This window comes from Bradyrhizobium shewense, assembly GCF_900094605.1.
Lineage (GTDB): Bacteria > Pseudomonadota > Alphaproteobacteria > Rhizobiales > Xanthobacteraceae > Bradyrhizobium > Bradyrhizobium shewense.
This window is the reverse complement of sequence record NZ_FMAI01000009.1, coordinates 279321-296775: the sequence shown is the minus strand read 5'-3', so window position 1 is coordinate 296775 and position 17455 is coordinate 279321. Positions and strand designations below refer to the sequence as shown.

Sequence of the window (17455 nt, the reverse complement as noted above, 5' to 3'; positions counted from 1 at the left end):
GCTCGACAGCTTAGCGCTCTGCCGCTGAAAGCTTGTAGATCTCTAGCGCGTCCGCTTCCGCGCCGCGCGCGGCCTTCGCCAGTCTGAAAAGTTGTCCCGCAAGAGAGGCCATCGGCACCGGTGTCGATGTCGCCTGCGCGACGTCGGCGACCGTATCGAGATCCTTGAGCATCGTGGCAATGTGGCCGAGCGGGGGCGAGTGAATGCCTTGCACCATTCTGGGCACGAAAAGCTGAAGCGGGATCGAGTCCGCGAAGCCGCCGGCGAGCGCTTCGGGCAGGCGATTGGCGTCAATACCGGCGTTGACGGCCAGGCGCGTGGCTTCTGCCAGCACGGCCATCGCGCATCCCACGATCACCTGATTGCAGAGTTTCGTGGTCTGGCCGGCGCCGGTCGGGCCCATGTGGGTGAACCTGCGCGCCATGGCCTGCACGTAGGGGCGAACCCTCTCGATCTCGTCTGCTTCTCCGCCGGCCATGATCGCAAGGGTGCCTTCCTCGGCGCCCTTCGTTCCGCCGGAAACCGGTGCATCGATCCAGCCGGCGCCATTGGCGGCTTTCAGTCGCTTTGCCAGATCGCGGGCGGCGTCGGGATGTATCGACGAGAAGTCGACGACAAGCTTGCCTGCGCCGGGCGCTGCCGCGAGCCCCTCGGGCCCGAAGATCACCTCCTCGACGGCCGCGGCATCCGTCACGCACATGAAGGCGATATCGGAGTTCGTCAGGAGATCACGAGGCGTGACCGCGCGCCTGGCTCCGGCCTCGGCGAGCGGAGCCACCTTGCCCTCCGAACGGTTCCAGACAGTGACCTGATAGCCGGCCTTGAGCAGGCGTCGGGTCATTGGCGTTCCCATCAGGCCAAGGCCGAGATAGCCGAGCCTCTCGACGCCTTGCGGGTTTGCCTTGCTCGCATCAGCCATAGGTTGCCTCCTTCTGCCGCAGCGCGACGTGGCTTTACCATACATTGCGCGTCGGACGGCAAAACCGCCGGGCTCGCATGGCTTGCCTGATTGTTTGAACCATGAAAGATTTGAGCCCGGTCGGGGTTGGGTGGCGCCTGTCGGCGCCGGAGCAGCGGAGTGGGCACGATGCGAACCGTTTCGAGATGGATCCTGGCTTTGGGGGCGGCGGCCGTGAGCGCGGGGGCAAGCCCGTCATGGGCGCAGCAGACGATCCGCGTCGGCTGGACGATCCCGGCCGAGGAATCGAAGTACTGGATGATGCGCCGCCCGGCTGAATTTCCCAGTATCGGCAAGACCTACAATATCGAATGGACCCAATTCCAGGGCACCGCGCCGATGACGCAGGCCTTGGCAGCCGGCGCACTGGACTGCGCGACGCAGGCGCCGCTGTCGCTCGCCAATGGTGTGGTCGGCGGCAATCTCAAAGCCTACATCGTGGCGCAGCACGTGTTCGAGAAGCCCGGCGGCTTCTCGGTCTATTGGGCCGTCATGGATGACTCGCCCATCAAGACGATCGCTGATCTCAAGGGCAAGACGGTCGGCATTTCCGTGATCGGCGGCGGTACGCAAGGCCCGTTCAACCTGCTCCTGAAGCAGAATGGCGTCGATCCAACCAAGGATATCAAGCTGGTCGAGGTCGGCTTTGCTGTCTCCGAGGATGCGCTGCGCCAAGGCCGCGTCGATGCGGTGAATATGAACCAGCCGTTCGCCGCGCGGGCAGAGGCAAAGGGCGGCACAAGGAAGCTCTTCTCGCTGTCCCAGGCCATGCCGAACATCGTGCACATCCTGGAAGCCTGCCGTGCCGATTTCGTCGACAAGAACCCGGAACTGGTCAAAACCTATGTCCGTGACATCACCTCGGGCATGAAGAAGGCGCTGGCCAACCGCGAGGAGACCTTGAAGGTCGTCAATGAAGTGCTGAAGGCGCCGCTCCCGGTGCTCGAGACCTACCTGCTCAAGGATAACGATTTCGGCCGTGATCCAGGCGCGGCGCCGAACTTCCCCGCGATCCAGAAGATGCTGGACATCTATGCGGAGACCGGAATGCTGCCAAAACTGGATGTCGCGCAGTTCAAGCATCCGACAATCGTTGCTCCGCTGCAGTAGGCGAGCGAACGATCCGAACGTGGAGTTTGCGGCGTCCCGGATGATCCGGGACGTGGCACGAGAAGATGCACGTATGAAGAAGTTGCGATCACGCGTCACCACAGACGGCCTCGACCGGGCTCCGCACCGCGCATTCATGCGCGCGATGGGGCTCGACGACGCTGCGATTGCCAAGCCGATGGTGGGCGTCGTCAGCATGAAGGGCGAGCAGACGCCCTGCAACATGACCCACGATTTTCAGGTGGCCGCGGCCAAGACGGGTATCGAAGAGGCCGGCGGCACGCCGCGCGAATTCTCGACGGTGTCGGTCTCTGACGGCATCAGCATGAACCACGAGGGAATGAAGTTCTCGTTGTTTTCGCGTGAACTGATCGCCGACTCGATTGAGGCCGTCGTCCATGGTCTGGCCTACGATGCGCTGATCGGATACGGCGGATGCGACAAGACGCTTCCCGGCGTGATGATGGGCATGGTTCGCTGCAACGTGCCCTCCATCTTCATCTACGGCGGTAGCTCGCTGCCGGGCCGCGTGGATGGGCGCACGCTGACGGTGCTCGATTCCTATGAGGCTGTCGGCAGCTTCATGACTGGTGAGATCGATGGCGCCACGCTCGAGCGGATCGAGCGTGCCTGCTTGCCGACGACCGGCGCCTGCGCCGGCCAGTTCACCGCCAACACCATGGGAATGGTCTCGGAGGCGATGGGCCTGACCATTCCCAACGTCTCGATGGTGCCCGGTGTCTATGCCGAGCGTGCGCAGATATCACGGCGCGCCGGACGCCTGATCATGGAGATGCTGGAACGCGGCGGGCCGCTGCCTCGCGACATCGTGACGCGGAAATCCCTCGAGAACGGCGCGGCGATCGTTGCGGCGACGGGTGGTTCAACCAACGCCGCGCTGCATCTGCCGGCGATCGCCAACGAGGCCGGCATTGCATTCACAATCGATGATGTGGGCGAGGTCTTCGCCAGGACGCCGTTGATCGGAAATCTGCGCCCCGGGGGCAAATACACCGCAAAGGATGTCTACGACATCGGTGGCGCGGCGGTCGTGATCCGTGAGCTGATCCAGAGCGGGCACATCGATGGCGGCTGCCTGTCCATCACCGGCCGGACACTTGCCGAAGAGTATGGCACCGCCAACGCGCCCGATGGAGAAGTCGTATACGCGGCGGGCGCGCCGATCATGCCTGACGGCGGCGTGGCGGTGCTGAAGGGAAATCTTTGTCCCGACGGTGCGGTGATCAAGGTCGCAGGTTTGAAGAGTCAATTCTTCGAAGGCGTGGCGCGCGTTTTCGAGGACGAGGAAGCCTGCGTCGCATCGGTTCGTGACCGCAGCTACAAGGCGGGCGAGGTTCTCGTCATCCGCAATGAGGGGCCGGTCGGCGGCCCCGGCATGCGCGAGATGCTCGGCGTCACCGCGTTGATCTACGGGCAGGGCATGGGCGAAAAGGTCGCGCTGATCACCGATGGCCGGTTCTCCGGCGCGACCCGCGGCATGTGCATCGGCTACGTGGCCCCCGAAGCATTTGTTGGTGGTCCGCTGGCGCTCGTTCGCGACGGTGACAGGATCCGGATCGATGCCGCAAACCGGCGGATGGATGTGCTGCTCGATGAGCAGGAACTCACAGCGCGGCGACGAGATTGGAAGCAACGTCCGCCGCGTCACCGTGCAGGCGCGCTCGCAAAATATGCGCGACTGGTGGGCCAGGCGCCGGGCGGAGCCGTGACGCATGAAGGCCCGGCAGAATGGCCGTGGTTCGAATGACGCACCGCACGGGTGCGAAAACGACCGCCTGTCTGGCAGGTTTCTTGCTAAGCTCGTGCCGCTGACGGAGAACGTTCAGCAGGTTCGTCGAGGAATGTTCGCGCGAGTGAGACGAGAGACGGGATGACGGTAGTGCCTGCGAGATCGAGCGAATGGGTGAGACCGGTGAGATCACAAGAGCCGGCTTCTGCAATCATCGAGATCGACCGCGTCTCGCAGGTCTTTCAGACTTCGGCGCGCAAGGATCATGTGGCGCTTTCGGACATCTCGCTGACGATCGAGGAGGGCGCCTTCGTCTCCATCCTTGGGCCGTCCGGCTGCGGCAAGTCGACACTGCTTTATATCGTCGGCGGTTTTGTCAGCCCGACCAGCGGCTCGGCGAAGATCAAGGGACATGCGATCACGAGGCCCGGTCCGGATCGCGGACCGGTGTTCCAGGAATTTGCGCTGTTTCCCTGGAAGACTGTGCTGGGCAATGTGATGTATGGCCCGCGTCAGCAAGGAGTGCGCGCCGCCGAGGCGGAAGCGCAGAGCCTGGCCTTGATCGAGATGGTTGGCCTCAAGGGCTATGAGAGTTTCTACCCCAAGGAATTGTCGGGCGGCATGAAGCAGCGCGTGGCGCTGGCGCGGACGCTCGCCTACCATCCCGAAGTTCTGCTGATGGACGAGCCCTTCGGTGCGCTCGACGCGCACACAAGGACGCGCCTGCAGAACGACCTTCTCAACATCTGGGAGCGCGACCGCAAGACGGTGCTGTTCGTCACCCATTCGGTGGACGAAGCCGTCTTTCTCTCGGATAAAGTCGTGATGATGTCGAAATCGCCCGGCCGCATCCGTGAGGTCATCGACATCGATCTGCCGCGACCGCGCCGCCGCAACGAGCTGTTGCTCGACCCGCGCTATCAGAAGTACATCGTCGATATCGAGCGCATGTTCGATGAAAGCGACGAAGCCGGACAGGCATCATGATGTCGTCGGCCACCTTGATCAGACGGGCCGCTCCGGTGCTGGCCTGCATCGGGTTGCTGGCCGTGTGGCAGGTTGCGTCGCTTGCGCTGAAGAACGACAGCTTCCCGACGGCGATCGATGCGATCCGGGCAATTCCGGATATTCTCGGCGACAAGGAATCCTTGATCAACATCCTGGCCTCGCTTCGCCGCATGGCGATCGGGTTCGGTGTGGCGGTGCTGGTTTCGATTCCGCTGGGCCTGTTGATGGGACGCAGCCGGAGCGTCGCGGCCTTTTTCAATCCGCTCCTGATGGTGATTTATCCGGTGCCCAAGGCCGCGTTGATGCCGATCATCATGCTTTGGCTGGGCGTCGGCGACGTCACCAAGACATTGGTGATCTTCCTGGGCGTCAGCCTCCCCGTGATCTATCACAGCTTCGAGGGTGCCAAGGCTGTCGAAGAGAAGATGCTGTGGTCGGGTGCCGCGATGGGGCTTTCGCCCGCACGACGCTTGGTGCGGATCGTGTTGCCCGCGGCGCTGCCGGAGATCCTGACCGGCTGCCGCACGGGACTGGTGCTGGCGCTGATCACGATGATCACCAGCGAGATGATCGCGCGCCAGTCCGGCGCCGGCAACATCCTGTTCAATGCGCTCGACATGGGCCAATACGACACCGTCTTTGCGATGATCATCATCGTGGGTGCGATGGGAATCTGCCTCGATGCGATTTTTGAAAGGGTTCGTGCCAGGCTCGTGCGTTGGTCCGAGCCTCAGTTCGACATGCCGCTGAGCTTTTCGTGATGACGCGCCTTCTCTCCGCAAACGTGTTTCTTGGGATTGCCCCGATCGTGCTGGTCATCGCCTTGTGGCAGGGCCTGGTGTCATTTGGCTTTGCGCCCGCGGTCTTGCTGCCGCCGCCGGGCTTCGTCTTCAGCCGGCTGCTCCAGCAGCTCGTGACGTGGACGTTTCAGCAGGAGATCGCGGCAACCCTGATCCGGCTGTTTGCAGGCTTCGCGATTGCGGTCGTGCTGGGTGTCAGTATCGGCATTGCAGCCGCCGCCAATCCGGCGATCAATGCCGTGGTTCGGCCCATCGTCCGCGTATTGGCCCCGCTGCCCAAGGTCGCGCTCTATCCGGCGCTCCTGCTTTTGCTCGGATTCGGCCACGGGTCGAAGATCACATTGGTGGCCGCGGACGCGCTCTTTCCCATTCTGCTCTCGACCTATTACGGCGCGTCGACCGTCGAACAGAAGCTGATCTGGTCGGCGATGGCGGCGGGAACGCCGCGCTACGAAATCCTCTTCAAGGTGGTGCTGCCGGCGGCGATGCCGTCGATCCTGACCGGATGCCGGATCGGGCTTGTCATTTCCTGCATCGTGGTGTTTCTGGCCGAGATGATCACGTCGACGGACGGATTGGGGCACGCGCTCGTGACCGCGGCGCGAACCTTCCAGGCCGTCGACATGTTCGTGCCTCTGATCACGATCTCGCTGCTGGGCCTGATCTTGAATGGCCTGCTCGGCGCGCTGCGCTCGTACCTGCTGCGGGGCTTTCCCGAGGCGTGAACTGACCAAGAAGAAACCAGAAGACCGGGAGTGTACCATGCTGGCTGATCGCATCGAGGCAAAATGGATCGACGCATTTTGCGAGATCTTTGAACGTTGCGCCGTCAAGGCCGGCGATACCGCGGCGATCCTGTCGGAAACCCAGTCGCGTGCGTTGAATGTGCATCTGGCGGAGCTCGCGCTGCTACGCATGGGCGCTCGGCCATTTCACGTGGTGATGCCGACACCGCGCAACCGGAATATCGTTCCGGTTCGCTCAACGGGGGCAAGCGAAGCGATCCAGAAGCTTGGTCCGGTCATCACCGCGCTTCAGCAGGCCGGCTTCGTGGTGGATTGCACCGTCGAGGGCCTGATGCATGCGGTGGAGACGCCGGAGATCCTCAAGGCCGGCGCGCGGATCCTGGTGATCTCGAACGAGCATCCCGAGGCGCTGGAGCGGATGGTACCGGATCCCGCGCTCGAGAAGCGCGTTCGTGCGGCGGCCAAGATGTTGCGCGGGACCAAGCGGATGCGGGTGACGTCGAAGGCCGGCACGGCGCTCGATGTCGACATGGTCGGCGCGTCCACGGTCGGTGTGTGGGGCTGGACCGACAAGCCCGGCACGCTGGCGCATTGGCCTGGTGGAATCGTCGTCAGCTTCCCCAAGAGCGGGACCATCAACGGCACGCTGGTGATGGCGCCCGGCGACATCAACCTGACCTTCAAGCGCTATCTGACGTCGCCGGTGACGATGACGCTGAAGGACGATTATGTCGTCGAGCTGGAAGGCGAGGGCACGGATGCGGCCATGATGCGCGCCTATCTTGCTGCGTGGGGCGATCGCGAGGCCTATGCCGTCTCGCATGTCGGTTTCGGCATGAACCCCGGTGCGCGTTATGAAGCGCTGTCGATGTACGACCAGCGCGACACCAATGGTACCGAGATTCGGGCCGTCTCCGGCAATTTCCTGTTCTCGACAGGCGCGAACGAATTCGCCGGCCGCTACACGGCGGGGCATTTCGACCTGCCGATGATGGGAACGACCATCGAGCTCGATGGCGTCGCGGTCGTCCGCGAAGGCGTTTTGCAGGACGTCTTCGGCTAATTGCGGTCGAGCACGGGTGGGCGAGCCAGGTCGAAGTGGCGCAGCAGATCCACCATGGCCTGAAGCCGCTTTACGCGATAGGCGTCAACGTCCATGCCCGAATAATCGAGAAAGCCGGCGCCCGTGCGCAAGCCGATCCGGCCTTCATGCATGTTGCGTGAGATGACGTCCGGCGCGCGGTAACGGTCGCTGCCGAGCGCGCCTTCGAGATAGCGACTGGCATAGTACAAGATGTCGCCGCCACCCCAGTCGATGAATTCGAGCAGTCCGAGCACGGCATAGCGGAAGCCGAAACCGTAACGGATCGCCTTGTCGATCTCCTCGGCACTCGCGACGCCTTCCTCAACCATGCGCGCGGCCTCGTTCATCGCCAGCGCCTGGATGCGCGGGACGATGAAGCCGGGCGTCGCCGCGCAGACGACCGGAACCTTGCCGATGCCTTCGAGCAGCCCCTTGACCTCGTCGACGATGGCGGGATCGGTGGCTCTGCCGGGCGAAACCTCGACCAGCGGGATCAGGTAGGCCGGGTTGAGCCAATGCACGTTGAGGAAGCGGCGAGGATTCACGATCGCGCCGGAGAGATCATCGACGAGGATAGTCGACGTCGTCGATGCAACGATCGTGTCGGGTCGGACCTGCCGTGAGGCTGACCCCAGCACCTCGCGCTTGAGCTCGACGACCTCCGGAACCCCTTCGAAAACCATTCCGGCGTCGGAGAGCGCTGCCTCGCTCTGGCTGGCGGGCACCACCGAGACGCGCGCGATGAGCGGATCGACATCGGCCTCCGTCAGCAGCCCCAGCTTGGACAGGCTGGCAAAGGTCTTCGTGACCTCGCCGAGCGCGTCCGCCTCAAGCTTGGCGAATTCTTCTGCGCTACGGGCCTTGACGTCGATCATCGTGACCTGATGCCCGGCGTAGGCAAACGCGACCGCGATGCCGCGCCCCATGCGGCCAGCCCCGAGACAGGCGATATTGACGCGATTGGTCATCGATCAGAATCCATTGCGAAGCAGCGTCTGCAATTCGGCCCTGCTGAGATTATCGAGCCCCAGCGTCTCAAGCGTTCGGCCGCCCTGCGCAAAGTTCTCGCCGCAAATCGCGCCACCGATCGCCAGAAAAGCTTTCGCCAGCGGCGTGGCCACGCCGGCCAGGCCGGCAACGGAGACCAGCAGCGACAGCCCAAGCCGCAGGTCCTCACGCATATAGCGGTGCTCCGTCAGCACGATCCGCTCGCGCCAGTCGCCTGAATCCGTCAGCCGGTCGTGCGAGCCGCGGCCATACATCCAGATCTCGCCTTCTTTCGCATAGTGATGAGCGAGCGGGAAATGCGGTGCGCCGTAACCAAGTGCCTCGCGCACCGCGATCCGTTCCGCGTCGAGCGCGTCGGTCACCCGCCGGATCGCGGCTTGTGTGCCTTCCTTATGAATGTCCCAGCGCTCGAAATGTTCGATCGGGCCGGCATTCATCACGATCAGCGGCGGATGGATGATGGGTCCTGCATTCATCAGCGCCCCGGACAGCGCATCTCCGCACGGCTCGATCGCATCGGGGAAAGCGCGTCCGATGACCTCGAGCGCATGCGGTGCGTGGTCGAGCGGGAACACGCCGACTGGAAGTCGCTTGGCGCGGATGGTGATCGCGACCTCGAACGGTCCGTGCTTGCGGGTGAGCCACGGCAGCGTGCCGGTTTCGGCAAAGCTTGCCTTGGCCTGGTTTCCAGCTTCCCGCGCGGCGTCTGCGAAGATCATCGAGCCGAATGTCGCTGGCGGCAGAAAGACGACCTGACCGTCCCGCAGATGCGGGGCGAGCAGGCGAGCGATCTCGGTCTGTGCGAAGGCAGGCGCGGGGCACAGGATCAGCTCGGTGCCGTTGACAGCTTCGGCGATGTCGGTCGTGACCAGCGCGAGCTTCACGTCGTGGCGGCCGCTGTGGTCCTTAACCAGGATGTGCGAGCCGGCGGCGCGATGTGCCGCGACTTGACTGGAATCGCGGCGCCAGAGCCGCACTTCATGCCCCGACAGCGCAAAATCGCCGGCGGCCGCGAAAGAGCCGTTTCCCCCACCCAGAACTGCAATCTTCAAGATTCTTCTCCTTGCGCGCGGGACTGCGCATCAAGCTGCTTCAGCAGGAAATGCTGGACCTTGCCCAGTGCGGTGCGCGGCAGGTCGGTGACGAAGACGATGTCGCGCGGCACCTTGTAGCGGGCCAGTTGCGTCTGGATGTGTGTCTTGAGTTCATCCGCTTCGAGCCGAGAGCCGGATCTCCGGATCACATAAGCGATCGGAACCTCGTCCCAGCGCGGGTCCGGCCGGCCGATCACGGCGCATTCGCTGACATCGGGATGTTCGAGCAGGACGCGCTCGACCTCGGCCGGATAGACGTTTTCCCCGCCTGAAATGATCAAGTTCTTCTTGCGGTCGCGGACCCAGAAATAGCCGTCGGCGTCGCACAGGCCGATGTCCCCCGTGCGATACCAGCCGTCGTGCAACGCATCGCGCGTTGCCGCCTCGTTGCTCCAATATTCGAAGAACACATTGGGTCCGCGCACCGCGATTTCGCCCGGCGTGCCCGCAGGCACTTCGTTGCCAGCCTGATCGATGATTTTTGCCTCGCAGCACAGGCCGGCAAGGCCAGTCGATCCCGCCCGCGAAAGGTCACCGCCGAGCCGCGTGTAGACGGCGATCGGGCAGGTTTCCGTCGAGCCGTAGACCTGAAGCACCGGCACATCGCGTGCGACGAAACGCTCGATCAGATGCGGCGGCACGATGGTCGAGCCGGTGGCGACGGCCTTGAGTGACGAAAGATCAGTGGCCGCCCACGCAGGATGCTCGCTCACCGCCTGGATGATCGCAGGCACCATGACCGTGAGTGTCGGCCGCTCCTGTTCGATGGTCGCGAGCGCGGTATCCGGCGTGAAGCGCGCGTGGACCGAGACGGTCGCGCCAAGCTGCAGCGCCGGCGTGGTCTGGATGTTGAGGCCGCCGACGTGGAAGAATGGCAGCACGGTCAGCACGTGGTCATCGGACGTCATGTTGTGCATGTGCTGGCTCATGACGCCGTTCCAGAACAGCGCCTCCTGGCGCAGCACCGCGCCTTTCGGCCGCCCGGTTGTTCCCGATGTGTAGACGATCAGCAGCGGGCAGGAGAGATCTGTGTGCGGATTTCGGCTGCTGCCGTCACTGCGCGCGAGCAGGCTTTCGAATATCGTGCCGCGAGATGGCGTGAAGTCGAGGCCGACGACGGACGTCCCCGGCGCAAGCTCGGGGAGAACTCCTTCAAATGCCTGCTCGAGCACCAGCACTTTGGCGCCTGCATCGGTGAGAATGAAGAGCTGCTCGGCGACCGCCAGCCGCCAGTTCAACGGCACCAGCATCGCGCCAAGTCGCGCGCATGCGTAGAGCAGAACCAGATAGTCCGGCCGGTTCAGGCTGAGGATAGCGACGCGGTCGCCGCGGCCGACGCCGAGCTCCTGCTTCAAGGCCGTCGCGGTGCGTTCGATGCGTGCGGCGAACGCCGCATAGCTCAGCCGTTCGCCTTCGAAGGCAATGGCTGTCTTGTCTGGCGCGAACGCCGCATTGCGATCGATCAGACTGCAGAGGTCCACCGTCAGTCGTCCGTCTCGCCGGTCTCATACAGCGCCTCGCGTCCGATCCTGTCGAGGCAGAGCTCGGCGGTCCAGGGCAGCATCAGCGAGCCGCAGCGGCTGTCGCGATAGATCCGCTCCAGCGGCAGCGATCGAAGCATGGCCTGGCCGCCGCAGGTGCGGATCGCGAGCGCGGCAAGCTCGTTGGCGCCTTCCATTACCGAATATTGCGCGGCATAGGCCCGCAGCACCTGCTCCTTGCTCGGATTGGCGCAGGCTTCGGTGATCGCCTGGAACCAGATCGCCTTGATCTGTTCCAGCTTGATCTGCATCTGCGCGACCGCGATCTGCTTGGTCGGATACATCCGGCGCTTGACCGGCGGCATGCCCGGCACTTCGCCGCGCAGATAACGCACGGTGAAATCATAGGCGGCTTGCGCCAGGCCCATATAGGTCGGCGACAGCGTCAGGAACATGTGCGGCCAGCGCATCGCGGCCTGGAAATAGACGCCGCGCGGCATCAGTGCAGAGTCGGTCGGCACGAACACGTCCTTGAACAGAAGCGTCCGTGAAACCGTTCCGCGCATGCCGAGCGGGTCCCAGTCGCCGACGACCGAGACGCCTTCGGACTTGGCTGAGATCGCGAGGTAAAGCGTGTTGCGGCGCGAGGCCTTCTCGCCTTCCTCGATCTCAGTGCAGAGCACGCCGTAATAGTCGGCGTGACCAGACAGCGATGCGAAAATCTTCTTGCCGTTGACGATCCAGCCGCCCTCGACCGGCCTTGCTTCCGTGCCGAAGGCGACACCGCCTGCGGCGGCCGCTCCGCCCTCGGAGAAGGGTTGCGAATAGATCGCACCGTCCTCGACGATGCGCTTGTAGTGAACCGCGCGCCGCCGCTCGTGCTCGGCGCGGGTCTCCGCGTCCATATCGAGATCGTCGGCGAGGGGCCCTGACCACAGGGTCGAGCACACGTGCATGTTCCAGGTCAGGGCGGTCGCGCCGCAATAGCGGCCGATCTCGGCAGCCGCCAAAGCATAGGTCTGGTAGTTCGCGCCGAGTCCACCGTGTTTCTTGGGAACGGCAATGCCGAGCAGGCCGACGCGGTGCAGGTCGCGATAATTCTCGATCGGAAAGGTCGCCTCGCGATCGTAAGTGGCGGCGCGAGCGGCGAACACGGTTTGGCCGATCTCCCTTGCGCGGGTGATGATGCCGGCCTGCTCGTCGCTGAGGCGGAATGCAACGGGATCGAAGATCGGCGCATCCAGTGCAACCTTGTCGGTCGTGCCGATCGTCTTGCTGACTTGCATGGTCATTGCGCAGTCACCTTACGCTTTGGTCGCGAGAGAGTTCAGGAACCGGCCGAGGGCCTCGTCAAAGGCCTCGGGGCGCTCGAGGTTGGCGAGATGGCCAACGCCGGCGAGCTCGACATATTCGGACGAGGGAATGTAGCTCGCCGTCTTTGCCATCATCGGCGCAGGCGCATTGTTGTCCTTGGATCCCGACAGCAGCAGCGTGGGGACGGAGATGTCCTTGAGTGTGCTGCGCTGGTCAAAGCCGATGAGAGCCAGCATCATGGCGCGATAACTTGCCTCGGGCACGCTTGCCATGCATTCGCGTGCGAGCTCCATCCCGTTCGGATCGGGATCGTCGCCGACAAGCTCCTTCACCAACGAGGGCGCCAGCGACTTCATCGTCTCCCCGCGATCGAGCGGCCCGAGCCGCGCCGCGATGAACGATTTCTGCCAGTCGCCATCGGCCTTGCCGAAGGCTGGGCTGGTCTGCGCCAGCACGACCGCGCGTGCCAGCTTTGGAGACTGCACCAGCCACTTCTGCACGATCATGCCGCCGATCGAGTGACCGACCAGAACGGGTTTGGCTGCGCCGAGTTGTTCGATGAATTGCTGGAGCGCCTCAGCCAGGGCAGCGATGCTGACGCTGGCGAGCGGTGCCGATCTGCCGTAACCCGGCATATCCCATGCGATTGCGCGGAAGCGGTCACCGAACGTGGCAAGTTGCCGCCGCCAGGCCCGCGCTGCGCCGCCGATGCCATGCAGGAAAATTAGAGATGTCGCATTCGGATCGCCCGCGGCTTCGTAGGCGAAGCGTCCGTCCTTTGTTATCATTGGCGCAGGCTGCGACACGCGACATCCTTTTGCTTGGCCCTTGATGCTAACAGGCCTGTGGGGGATGGGAAGCGATAATTTTATACTTAAAGCAATTTTCGGGCCGCCTGCTCGTGCCGTGACGTTTGCCGTGGCGAGCGCCGCTTTCGTTGCAAAAATTTGAAGGTTAAAATATATCAGAGGAACGATCATCGGATTTGAGGGAGCCAGCGCATGTCCGGATTGCCGCACTCGCCGCACGCACTGGTGACCGGTGGTGGCCGCGGCATCGGCCGCGCGATCGCGGCGTCTCTTGTCGGTGCCGGGGCCATCGTGACGGTGCTTGGCCGGAATGCGGCGAGCCTCGCAGAGGCGGTCGACGCCGGCGCCGCGCATTTTGCGGCCGTCGCCGATGTTTCGGACGAAACGTCGTTGAAGGCCGCTATTAGCGAGGCCAGCGCGCGGCAGCCGATTGATATCCTGATTGCCAATGCAGGCAGCGCCGAATCGGCGCCATTCGCGAAGTCGGACGCCGCTCTTTTTGCGCGCATGATGGATGTCAATTTCATGGGCGTGGTTCACGCCGTCCGTGCCGTGCTGCCGGGCATGAAAGATCGTCCCTATGGCCGTATTGTCGCGGTCGCGTCGACGGCGGGGCTGAAGGGCTATGCCTATGTCAGCGCATACAGCGCGGCCAAGCATGCCGTGATCGGTCTGGTGCGTTCCCTTGCCATCGAGATGGCCGGAAGCAATGTCACCGTGAACGCGGTGTGTCCCGGCTTTACCGACACCGATCTCGTCGCCGGCAGCATCGAGAACATCATGAACAAGACGGGGCGTAGTCGCGAGCAGGCGATCGCAGAGTTCGCGAAACACAATCCGCAAGGACGCCTGATCGCGCCTCAGGAAGTGGCAGACGCGGTTCTCTGGTTGTGCGGCGACGGTGCCGGCGCGATCACCGGGCAGGCGATTGCCGTGGCCGGGGGCGAGGTCTAGCCTGAATGGCGCAGGCGCCGAACAAGGAAGCCAAGGAGATCGCATGAGCAGACCAGCAAATCCCGTCACCATTCCGCTCGCGGACTATTCGCCGCAGCACTTCGTGCTGGCGGTGGTCGACGGCGTCGCGACGGTCACGCTCAACCGGCCCGAACGAAAGAATCCGCTGACGTTCGAAAGCTACCGGGAACTGACCGATTTCTTCCGCGCTTGCGCCTTCGACGACGAGGTCAAATCCATCGTCGTCACCGGCGCCGGCGGCAATTTCTCGTCCGGTGGTGACGTGTTCGAGATCATCGGCCCGCTGGTGAAGATGGACACCAAGGGGCTGACGGCCTTCACGCGGATGACCGGCGATCTCGTCAAGGCGATGCGGGCCTGCCCGCAGCCGATCATAGCCGCGGTCGAGGGCATCTGTGCCGGGGCCGGTGCGATCGTCGCCATGGCCTCGGACATGCGCCTCGCAGCGAGCGGGACCAAGGTTGCTTTCCTGTTCAACAAGGTGGGCCTTGCCGGTTGCGACATGGGCGCCTGCGCGATCCTGCCGCGGATCATCGGGCAGTCCCGCGCCTCCGAGCTGCTCTACACCGGCCGGTTCATGACCGCGGAGGAGGGTGAGCGCTGGGGCTTCTTCAGCCGCATCGTGACGTCGGAGCAGGTGCTGCCCCAGGCGCAGGTCCTGGCCAAGCAGATCGCGGAAGGGCCGACCTTCGCCAACACCATGACCAAGCGGATGCTGGCGATGGAATGGGCCATGTCGGTGGAGGAGGCGATCGAGGCGGAAGCCGTTGCCCAGGCCCTGTGCATGACCACGGCCGATTTCGAGCGCGCCTTCGAGGCCTTCGCCAACAAGGTCAAGCCGGTATTCAGGGGCGACTAAACGGCGTCTTTGTCCGAGCCGGCCAGCAACGGGGGGACTTGCGCGAAATTATTTTAGGCTTAAAATAGTTTCATGGCCGGGTGAATTGGCGAGGCTCCCATGAAAGTCGCGATCATCGGTGGCGGACCTGCGGGTCTCTACGCTGCGATCCTGCTCAAGAAGCAGCGCCCGGGCGCCGACATCACGGTGTATGAGCGCAATCGGGCCGACGACACCTTCGGCTTCGGCGTGGTCTTCTCCGATGCCACGCTGGACAATTTCGAAAGACACGATCTGCCGAGCTACCGTCGTATCACCCAGGAGTTCGCATACTGGGACGACATCGCCGTGCATTTCCGCGGCACGGTCCACCGAGTCGGCGGTAACGGCTTTTGCGGCTGCTCGCGGCGCAAGCTGCTCCTGATCCTTCAGGAGCGGGCCCGCGAGCTTGGCGTCGTCCTGCATTTCGAAGTGGATGTCGACGACGAATCCCGCTTCGCCGATGCCGAGCTCGTCCTGATCGCCGACGGCATCAACAGCCGCTTCCGCGAGAAATACATCGATCATTTCCAGCCGGAGGTCGACCTCCGCTCCAACAAGTTCGCCTGGATGGGCTCGACCAAGCCGCTCGATGCCTTCACCTTCATCTTCCAGGAGACCGAGTGGGGGCCGTTCATCGCCCACGCCTATCAGTATGAGGCCGGACACTCGACCTGGATCTTCGAGACCGATCCGCAGACGTTCGAACGCGCCGGGCTGAGGGGGTTGGACGAGACGCAGTCCGCCGCGCGGATGGCCGAGATTTTTGGCTGGTTCCTCGATGGACATAAGCTGCTCATCAACCGTTCGATGTGGCGCAATTTCCCGATGATCCGCAGCAAGCGCTGGGTCAAGGATAACATGGTGCTGCTCGGCGATGCCAAGGCGAGCGCGCATTTTTCGATCGGCTCCGGCACCAAGCTCGCGATGGAAGACGCGATTGCGCTGGCCGAAGCCATGCAGAACGCGCCGAGCACCAAGGCGGCACTCGATCTCTACGAGCACGGCCGCCGTGAGGAGGTCGAGAAGACGCAGCATGCTGCCGACGTCTCGCTGGTCTGGTTCGAGCATGTCGACCGCTTCTGGGATTTTGATCCCGTGCAGTTCGCCTTCGGTGTGATGACGCGCTCGAAGGCGATCACCTATGACAATCTGAAGCTCCGCGCGCCCGATTTCGTGGCTGAAGTCGAGAAGTCATTTGCCAAACAAGTTCGCGACAGCGGCTTTGACGTCGACACCAAAAAGCCGGCGGTGCCGTTGTTCCAGCCGTTCCGTCTGCGCGAGATGGAGATCGCCAACCGCGCCGTCATGTCGCCGATGTGCATGTATTCGGCCAAGGAGGGCGTGCCGACCGACTTCCACCTCGTGCACTACGGATCGCGCGCGATCGGTGGCGCCGGCCTGATCTTCACGGAGATGACCTGCGTCAGCCGCGATGCCCGCATCACGCCCGGCTGCGCCGGCCTGTGGAACGACGAGCAGGAAGCGGCGTGGCGGCGCATCGTGGACTTCGTCCACGGCAATTCGGCCGCAAAGATCTGCCTCCAGTTGGGCCACGCCGGCCGCAAGGGCGCGACCAAGCTGATGTGGGACGGCATGGATCGCCCGCTGGACGAAGGCGGCTGGGACGTGTTCTCCGCATCGCCACTACCCTATTTTCCCGACAGCCAGGTGCCGCGCGAGCTCGATCGCGCCGGCATGAACGCGGCGAGGGACGCTTTCGTTGCGTCGGCTGAGCGCGGCGAGCGCTGCGGCTTCGACATGTTGGAGCTGCATTGTGCCCATGGCTATCTGCTCGCCAGCTTCATCTCGCCGCTGACGAACACCAGGACGGACGAATACGGCGGCTCGCTCGAAAACCGTCTGCGTTTCCCGCGCGAGATCTTCGAGGCGCTCCGCGCGGTCTGGCCGTCGCACAAGCCGATGTCGGTACGTATCTCCGCGACCGACTGGGCTGACGGCGGCATCACCGGCGACGACGCGGTGGCGGTTGCGCGCGCTTTCGCCGAGGCTGGTGTCGATCTCGTCGACGTCTCGACGGGACAGACCGTCCGCGATGCGCAGCCGATCTACGGCCGCATGTTCCAGACGCCGTTCTCGGATCAGGTCCGCAACGAGGCGCGCGTCGCCACGATGTGCGTCGGCAACATCACGACCGCGGACCAGGCCAACACCATCCTGGCTGCTGGCCGGGCGGATCTCGTGGCGCTTGGGCGGCCGCATCTGGTCGATCCGTTCTTCACCATGAGGGCGGCGGCCTGGTACGGGGCAAAGGACGCGTTCTGCCCGCCGCAATATCTGCCCGGAATGGATCAGATTTTCCGCAACAGTGTCCGCGACCGGCAGGATCTGGATGAGCTGCGCATTAAGGCTAAGCCCAAGACCCGGGCCGAGCTCAAGGCGGAGGCGACAAAGCCGCTTGCGGCGGAGTAACCGCCCGT

Annotated in this window: 15 protein-coding genes; 9 read left to right on the top strand and 6 right to left on the bottom strand. The window is 63.8% G+C overall.

Annotated features, from left to right (window positions below; genetic code table 11):
- Nucleotides 1–10: 10 nt before the first annotated feature.
- Nucleotides 11–919: an NAD(P)-dependent oxidoreductase gene (locus tag GA0061098_RS19630; protein ID WP_165637474.1), complete on the bottom strand. Its 909-nt coding sequence runs from the start codon at nucleotides 917–919 to the stop codon at nucleotides 11–13.
- Between the two features lie 168 nt (nucleotides 920–1087).
- Between GA0061098_RS19630 and GA0061098_RS19625 the strand changes: the two genes are divergently transcribed.
- The 6 genes from GA0061098_RS19625 to GA0061098_RS19600 all read left to right on the top strand — a co-directional run bounded on the left by GA0061098_RS19625 (nucleotide 1088) and on the right by GA0061098_RS19600 (nucleotide 7435).
- Nucleotides 1088–2068: an ABC transporter substrate-binding protein gene (locus GA0061098_RS19625; protein ID WP_091959605.1), complete on the top strand. Its 981-nt coding sequence runs from the start codon at nucleotides 1088–1090 to the stop codon at nucleotides 2066–2068.
- A gap of 73 nt (nucleotides 2069–2141) precedes the next feature.
- Complete coding sequence (ilvD, locus tag GA0061098_RS19620; protein ID WP_091959468.1) at nucleotides 2142–3836, top strand: dihydroxy-acid dehydratase; 1695 nt, start codon at nucleotides 2142–2144, stop codon at nucleotides 3834–3836.
- Between the two features lie 123 nt (nucleotides 3837–3959).
- A complete protein-coding gene (locus GA0061098_RS19615) occupies nucleotides 3960–4805 on the top strand; it encodes an ABC transporter ATP-binding protein (RefSeq protein WP_091959465.1) in 846 nt (281 codons plus the stop codon).
- Entirely contained in the window at nucleotides 4802–5587 is a 786-nt protein-coding gene (locus tag GA0061098_RS19610) for an ABC transporter permease (protein WP_091959462.1), read from the top strand. Before GA0061098_RS19615 ends, GA0061098_RS19610 begins: the two co-directional genes overlap by 4 nt.
- Complete coding sequence (locus GA0061098_RS19605) at nucleotides 5587–6351, top strand: ABC transporter permease (RefSeq protein WP_430649269.1); 765 nt, start codon at nucleotides 5587–5589, stop codon at nucleotides 6349–6351. The genes GA0061098_RS19610 and GA0061098_RS19605 overlap by 1 nt, the downstream gene beginning before the upstream one ends.
- 37 nt (nucleotides 6352–6388) lie before the next feature.
- Entirely contained in the window at nucleotides 6389–7435 is a 1047-nt protein-coding gene (locus GA0061098_RS19600; RefSeq protein WP_091959455.1) for a 2,5-dihydroxypyridine 5,6-dioxygenase NicX family protein, read from the top strand.
- Here the strand turns inward: GA0061098_RS19600 and GA0061098_RS19595 are convergent.
- The 5 genes from GA0061098_RS19595 to GA0061098_RS19575 are packed head-to-tail and all read right to left on the bottom strand — an operon-like array spanning nucleotide 7432 to nucleotide 13141.
- A complete protein-coding gene (locus tag GA0061098_RS19595; protein ID WP_091959452.1) occupies nucleotides 7432–8424 on the bottom strand; it encodes a 3-hydroxybutyryl-CoA dehydrogenase in 993 nt (330 codons plus the stop codon). The two genes, GA0061098_RS19600 and GA0061098_RS19595, sit on opposite strands and share 4 nt — an antisense overlap.
- Before the next feature lie 3 nt (nucleotides 8425–8427).
- Nucleotides 8428–9516, bottom strand: coding sequence for an NAD/NADP-dependent octopine/nopaline dehydrogenase family protein (locus GA0061098_RS19590; protein WP_091959449.1), 1089 nt, complete (start codon nucleotides 9514–9516; stop codon nucleotides 8428–8430).
- Entirely contained in the window at nucleotides 9513–11039 is a 1527-nt protein-coding gene (locus GA0061098_RS19585) for a class I adenylate-forming enzyme family protein (RefSeq protein ID WP_091959446.1), read from the bottom strand. Before GA0061098_RS19585 ends, GA0061098_RS19590 begins: the two co-directional genes overlap by 4 nt.
- Nucleotides 11040–11041: 2 nt before the next feature.
- Nucleotides 11042–12331, bottom strand: coding sequence for an acyl-CoA dehydrogenase family protein (locus GA0061098_RS19580; RefSeq protein WP_091959443.1), 1290 nt, complete (start codon nucleotides 12329–12331; stop codon nucleotides 11042–11044).
- A gap of 12 nt (nucleotides 12332–12343) precedes the next feature.
- A complete protein-coding gene (locus GA0061098_RS19575; RefSeq protein ID WP_245323433.1) occupies nucleotides 12344–13141 on the bottom strand; it encodes an alpha/beta fold hydrolase in 798 nt (265 codons plus the stop codon).
- A 213-nt stretch (nucleotides 13142–13354) separates the two neighbouring features.
- Between GA0061098_RS19575 and GA0061098_RS19570 the strand changes: the two genes are divergently transcribed.
- From GA0061098_RS19570 to GA0061098_RS19560, 3 genes are all read left to right on the top strand, one after another.
- A complete protein-coding gene (locus tag GA0061098_RS19570; RefSeq protein ID WP_091959433.1) occupies nucleotides 13355–14116 on the top strand; it encodes an SDR family NAD(P)-dependent oxidoreductase in 762 nt (253 codons plus the stop codon).
- Nucleotides 14117–14159: 43 nt separating this feature from the next.
- The gene (locus GA0061098_RS19565; protein ID WP_091959430.1) at nucleotides 14160–14996 is read left to right on the top strand and encodes an enoyl-CoA hydratase family protein; all 837 of its coding nucleotides are present in this window, start codon (nucleotides 14160–14162) and stop codon (nucleotides 14994–14996) included.
- Nucleotides 14997–15095: 99 nt separating this feature from the next.
- Nucleotides 15096–17447, top strand: a complete 2352-nt coding sequence (locus GA0061098_RS19560; protein WP_091959425.1) for a bifunctional salicylyl-CoA 5-hydroxylase/oxidoreductase — start codon at nucleotides 15096–15098, stop codon at nucleotides 17445–17447.
- The last annotated feature ends 8 nt before the right edge of the window (nucleotides 17448–17455 follow it).

Bases quoted from the DNA above. Each gene is read 5' to 3' on its own strand.
- GA0061098_RS19575 (WP_245323433.1), bottom strand. From the start codon at position 13,141: ATGATAACAAAGGACGGACGCTTCGCCTACGAAGCCGCGGGCGATCCG.
- GA0061098_RS19570 (WP_091959433.1), top strand. From the start codon at position 13,355: ATGTCCGGATTGCCGCACTCGCCGCACGCACTGGTGACCGGTGGTGGC.
- GA0061098_RS19560 (WP_091959425.1), top strand. From the start codon at position 15,096: ATGAAAGTCGCGATCATCGGTGGCGGACCTGCGGGTCTCTACGCTGCG.
- GA0061098_RS19580 (WP_091959443.1), bottom strand. From the start codon at position 12,331: ATGACCATGCAAGTCAGCAAGACGATCGGCACGACCGACAAGGTTGCA.
- GA0061098_RS19630 (WP_165637474.1), bottom strand. From the start codon at position 919: ATGGCTGATGCGAGCAAGGCAAACCCGCAAGGCGTCGAGAGGCTCGGC.
- GA0061098_RS19595 (WP_091959452.1), bottom strand. From the start codon at position 8,424: ATGACCAATCGCGTCAATATCGCCTGTCTCGGGGCTGGCCGCATGGGG.
- GA0061098_RS19565 (WP_091959430.1), top strand. From the start codon at position 14,160: ATGAGCAGACCAGCAAATCCCGTCACCATTCCGCTCGCGGACTATTCG.
- GA0061098_RS19610 (WP_091959462.1), top strand. From the start codon at position 4,802: ATGATGTCGTCGGCCACCTTGATCAGACGGGCCGCTCCGGTGCTGGCC.
- GA0061098_RS19605 (WP_430649269.1), top strand. From the start codon at position 5,587: ATGACGCGCCTTCTCTCCGCAAACGTGTTTCTTGGGATTGCCCCGATC.
- GA0061098_RS19625 (WP_091959605.1), top strand. From the start codon at position 1,088: ATGCGAACCGTTTCGAGATGGATCCTGGCTTTGGGGGCGGCGGCCGTG.
- ilvD (WP_091959468.1), top strand. From the start codon at position 2,142: ATGAAGAAGTTGCGATCACGCGTCACCACAGACGGCCTCGACCGGGCT.
- GA0061098_RS19615 (WP_091959465.1), top strand. From the start codon at position 3,960: ATGACGGTAGTGCCTGCGAGATCGAGCGAATGGGTGAGACCGGTGAGA.
- GA0061098_RS19600 (WP_091959455.1), top strand. From the start codon at position 6,389: ATGCTGGCTGATCGCATCGAGGCAAAATGGATCGACGCATTTTGCGAG.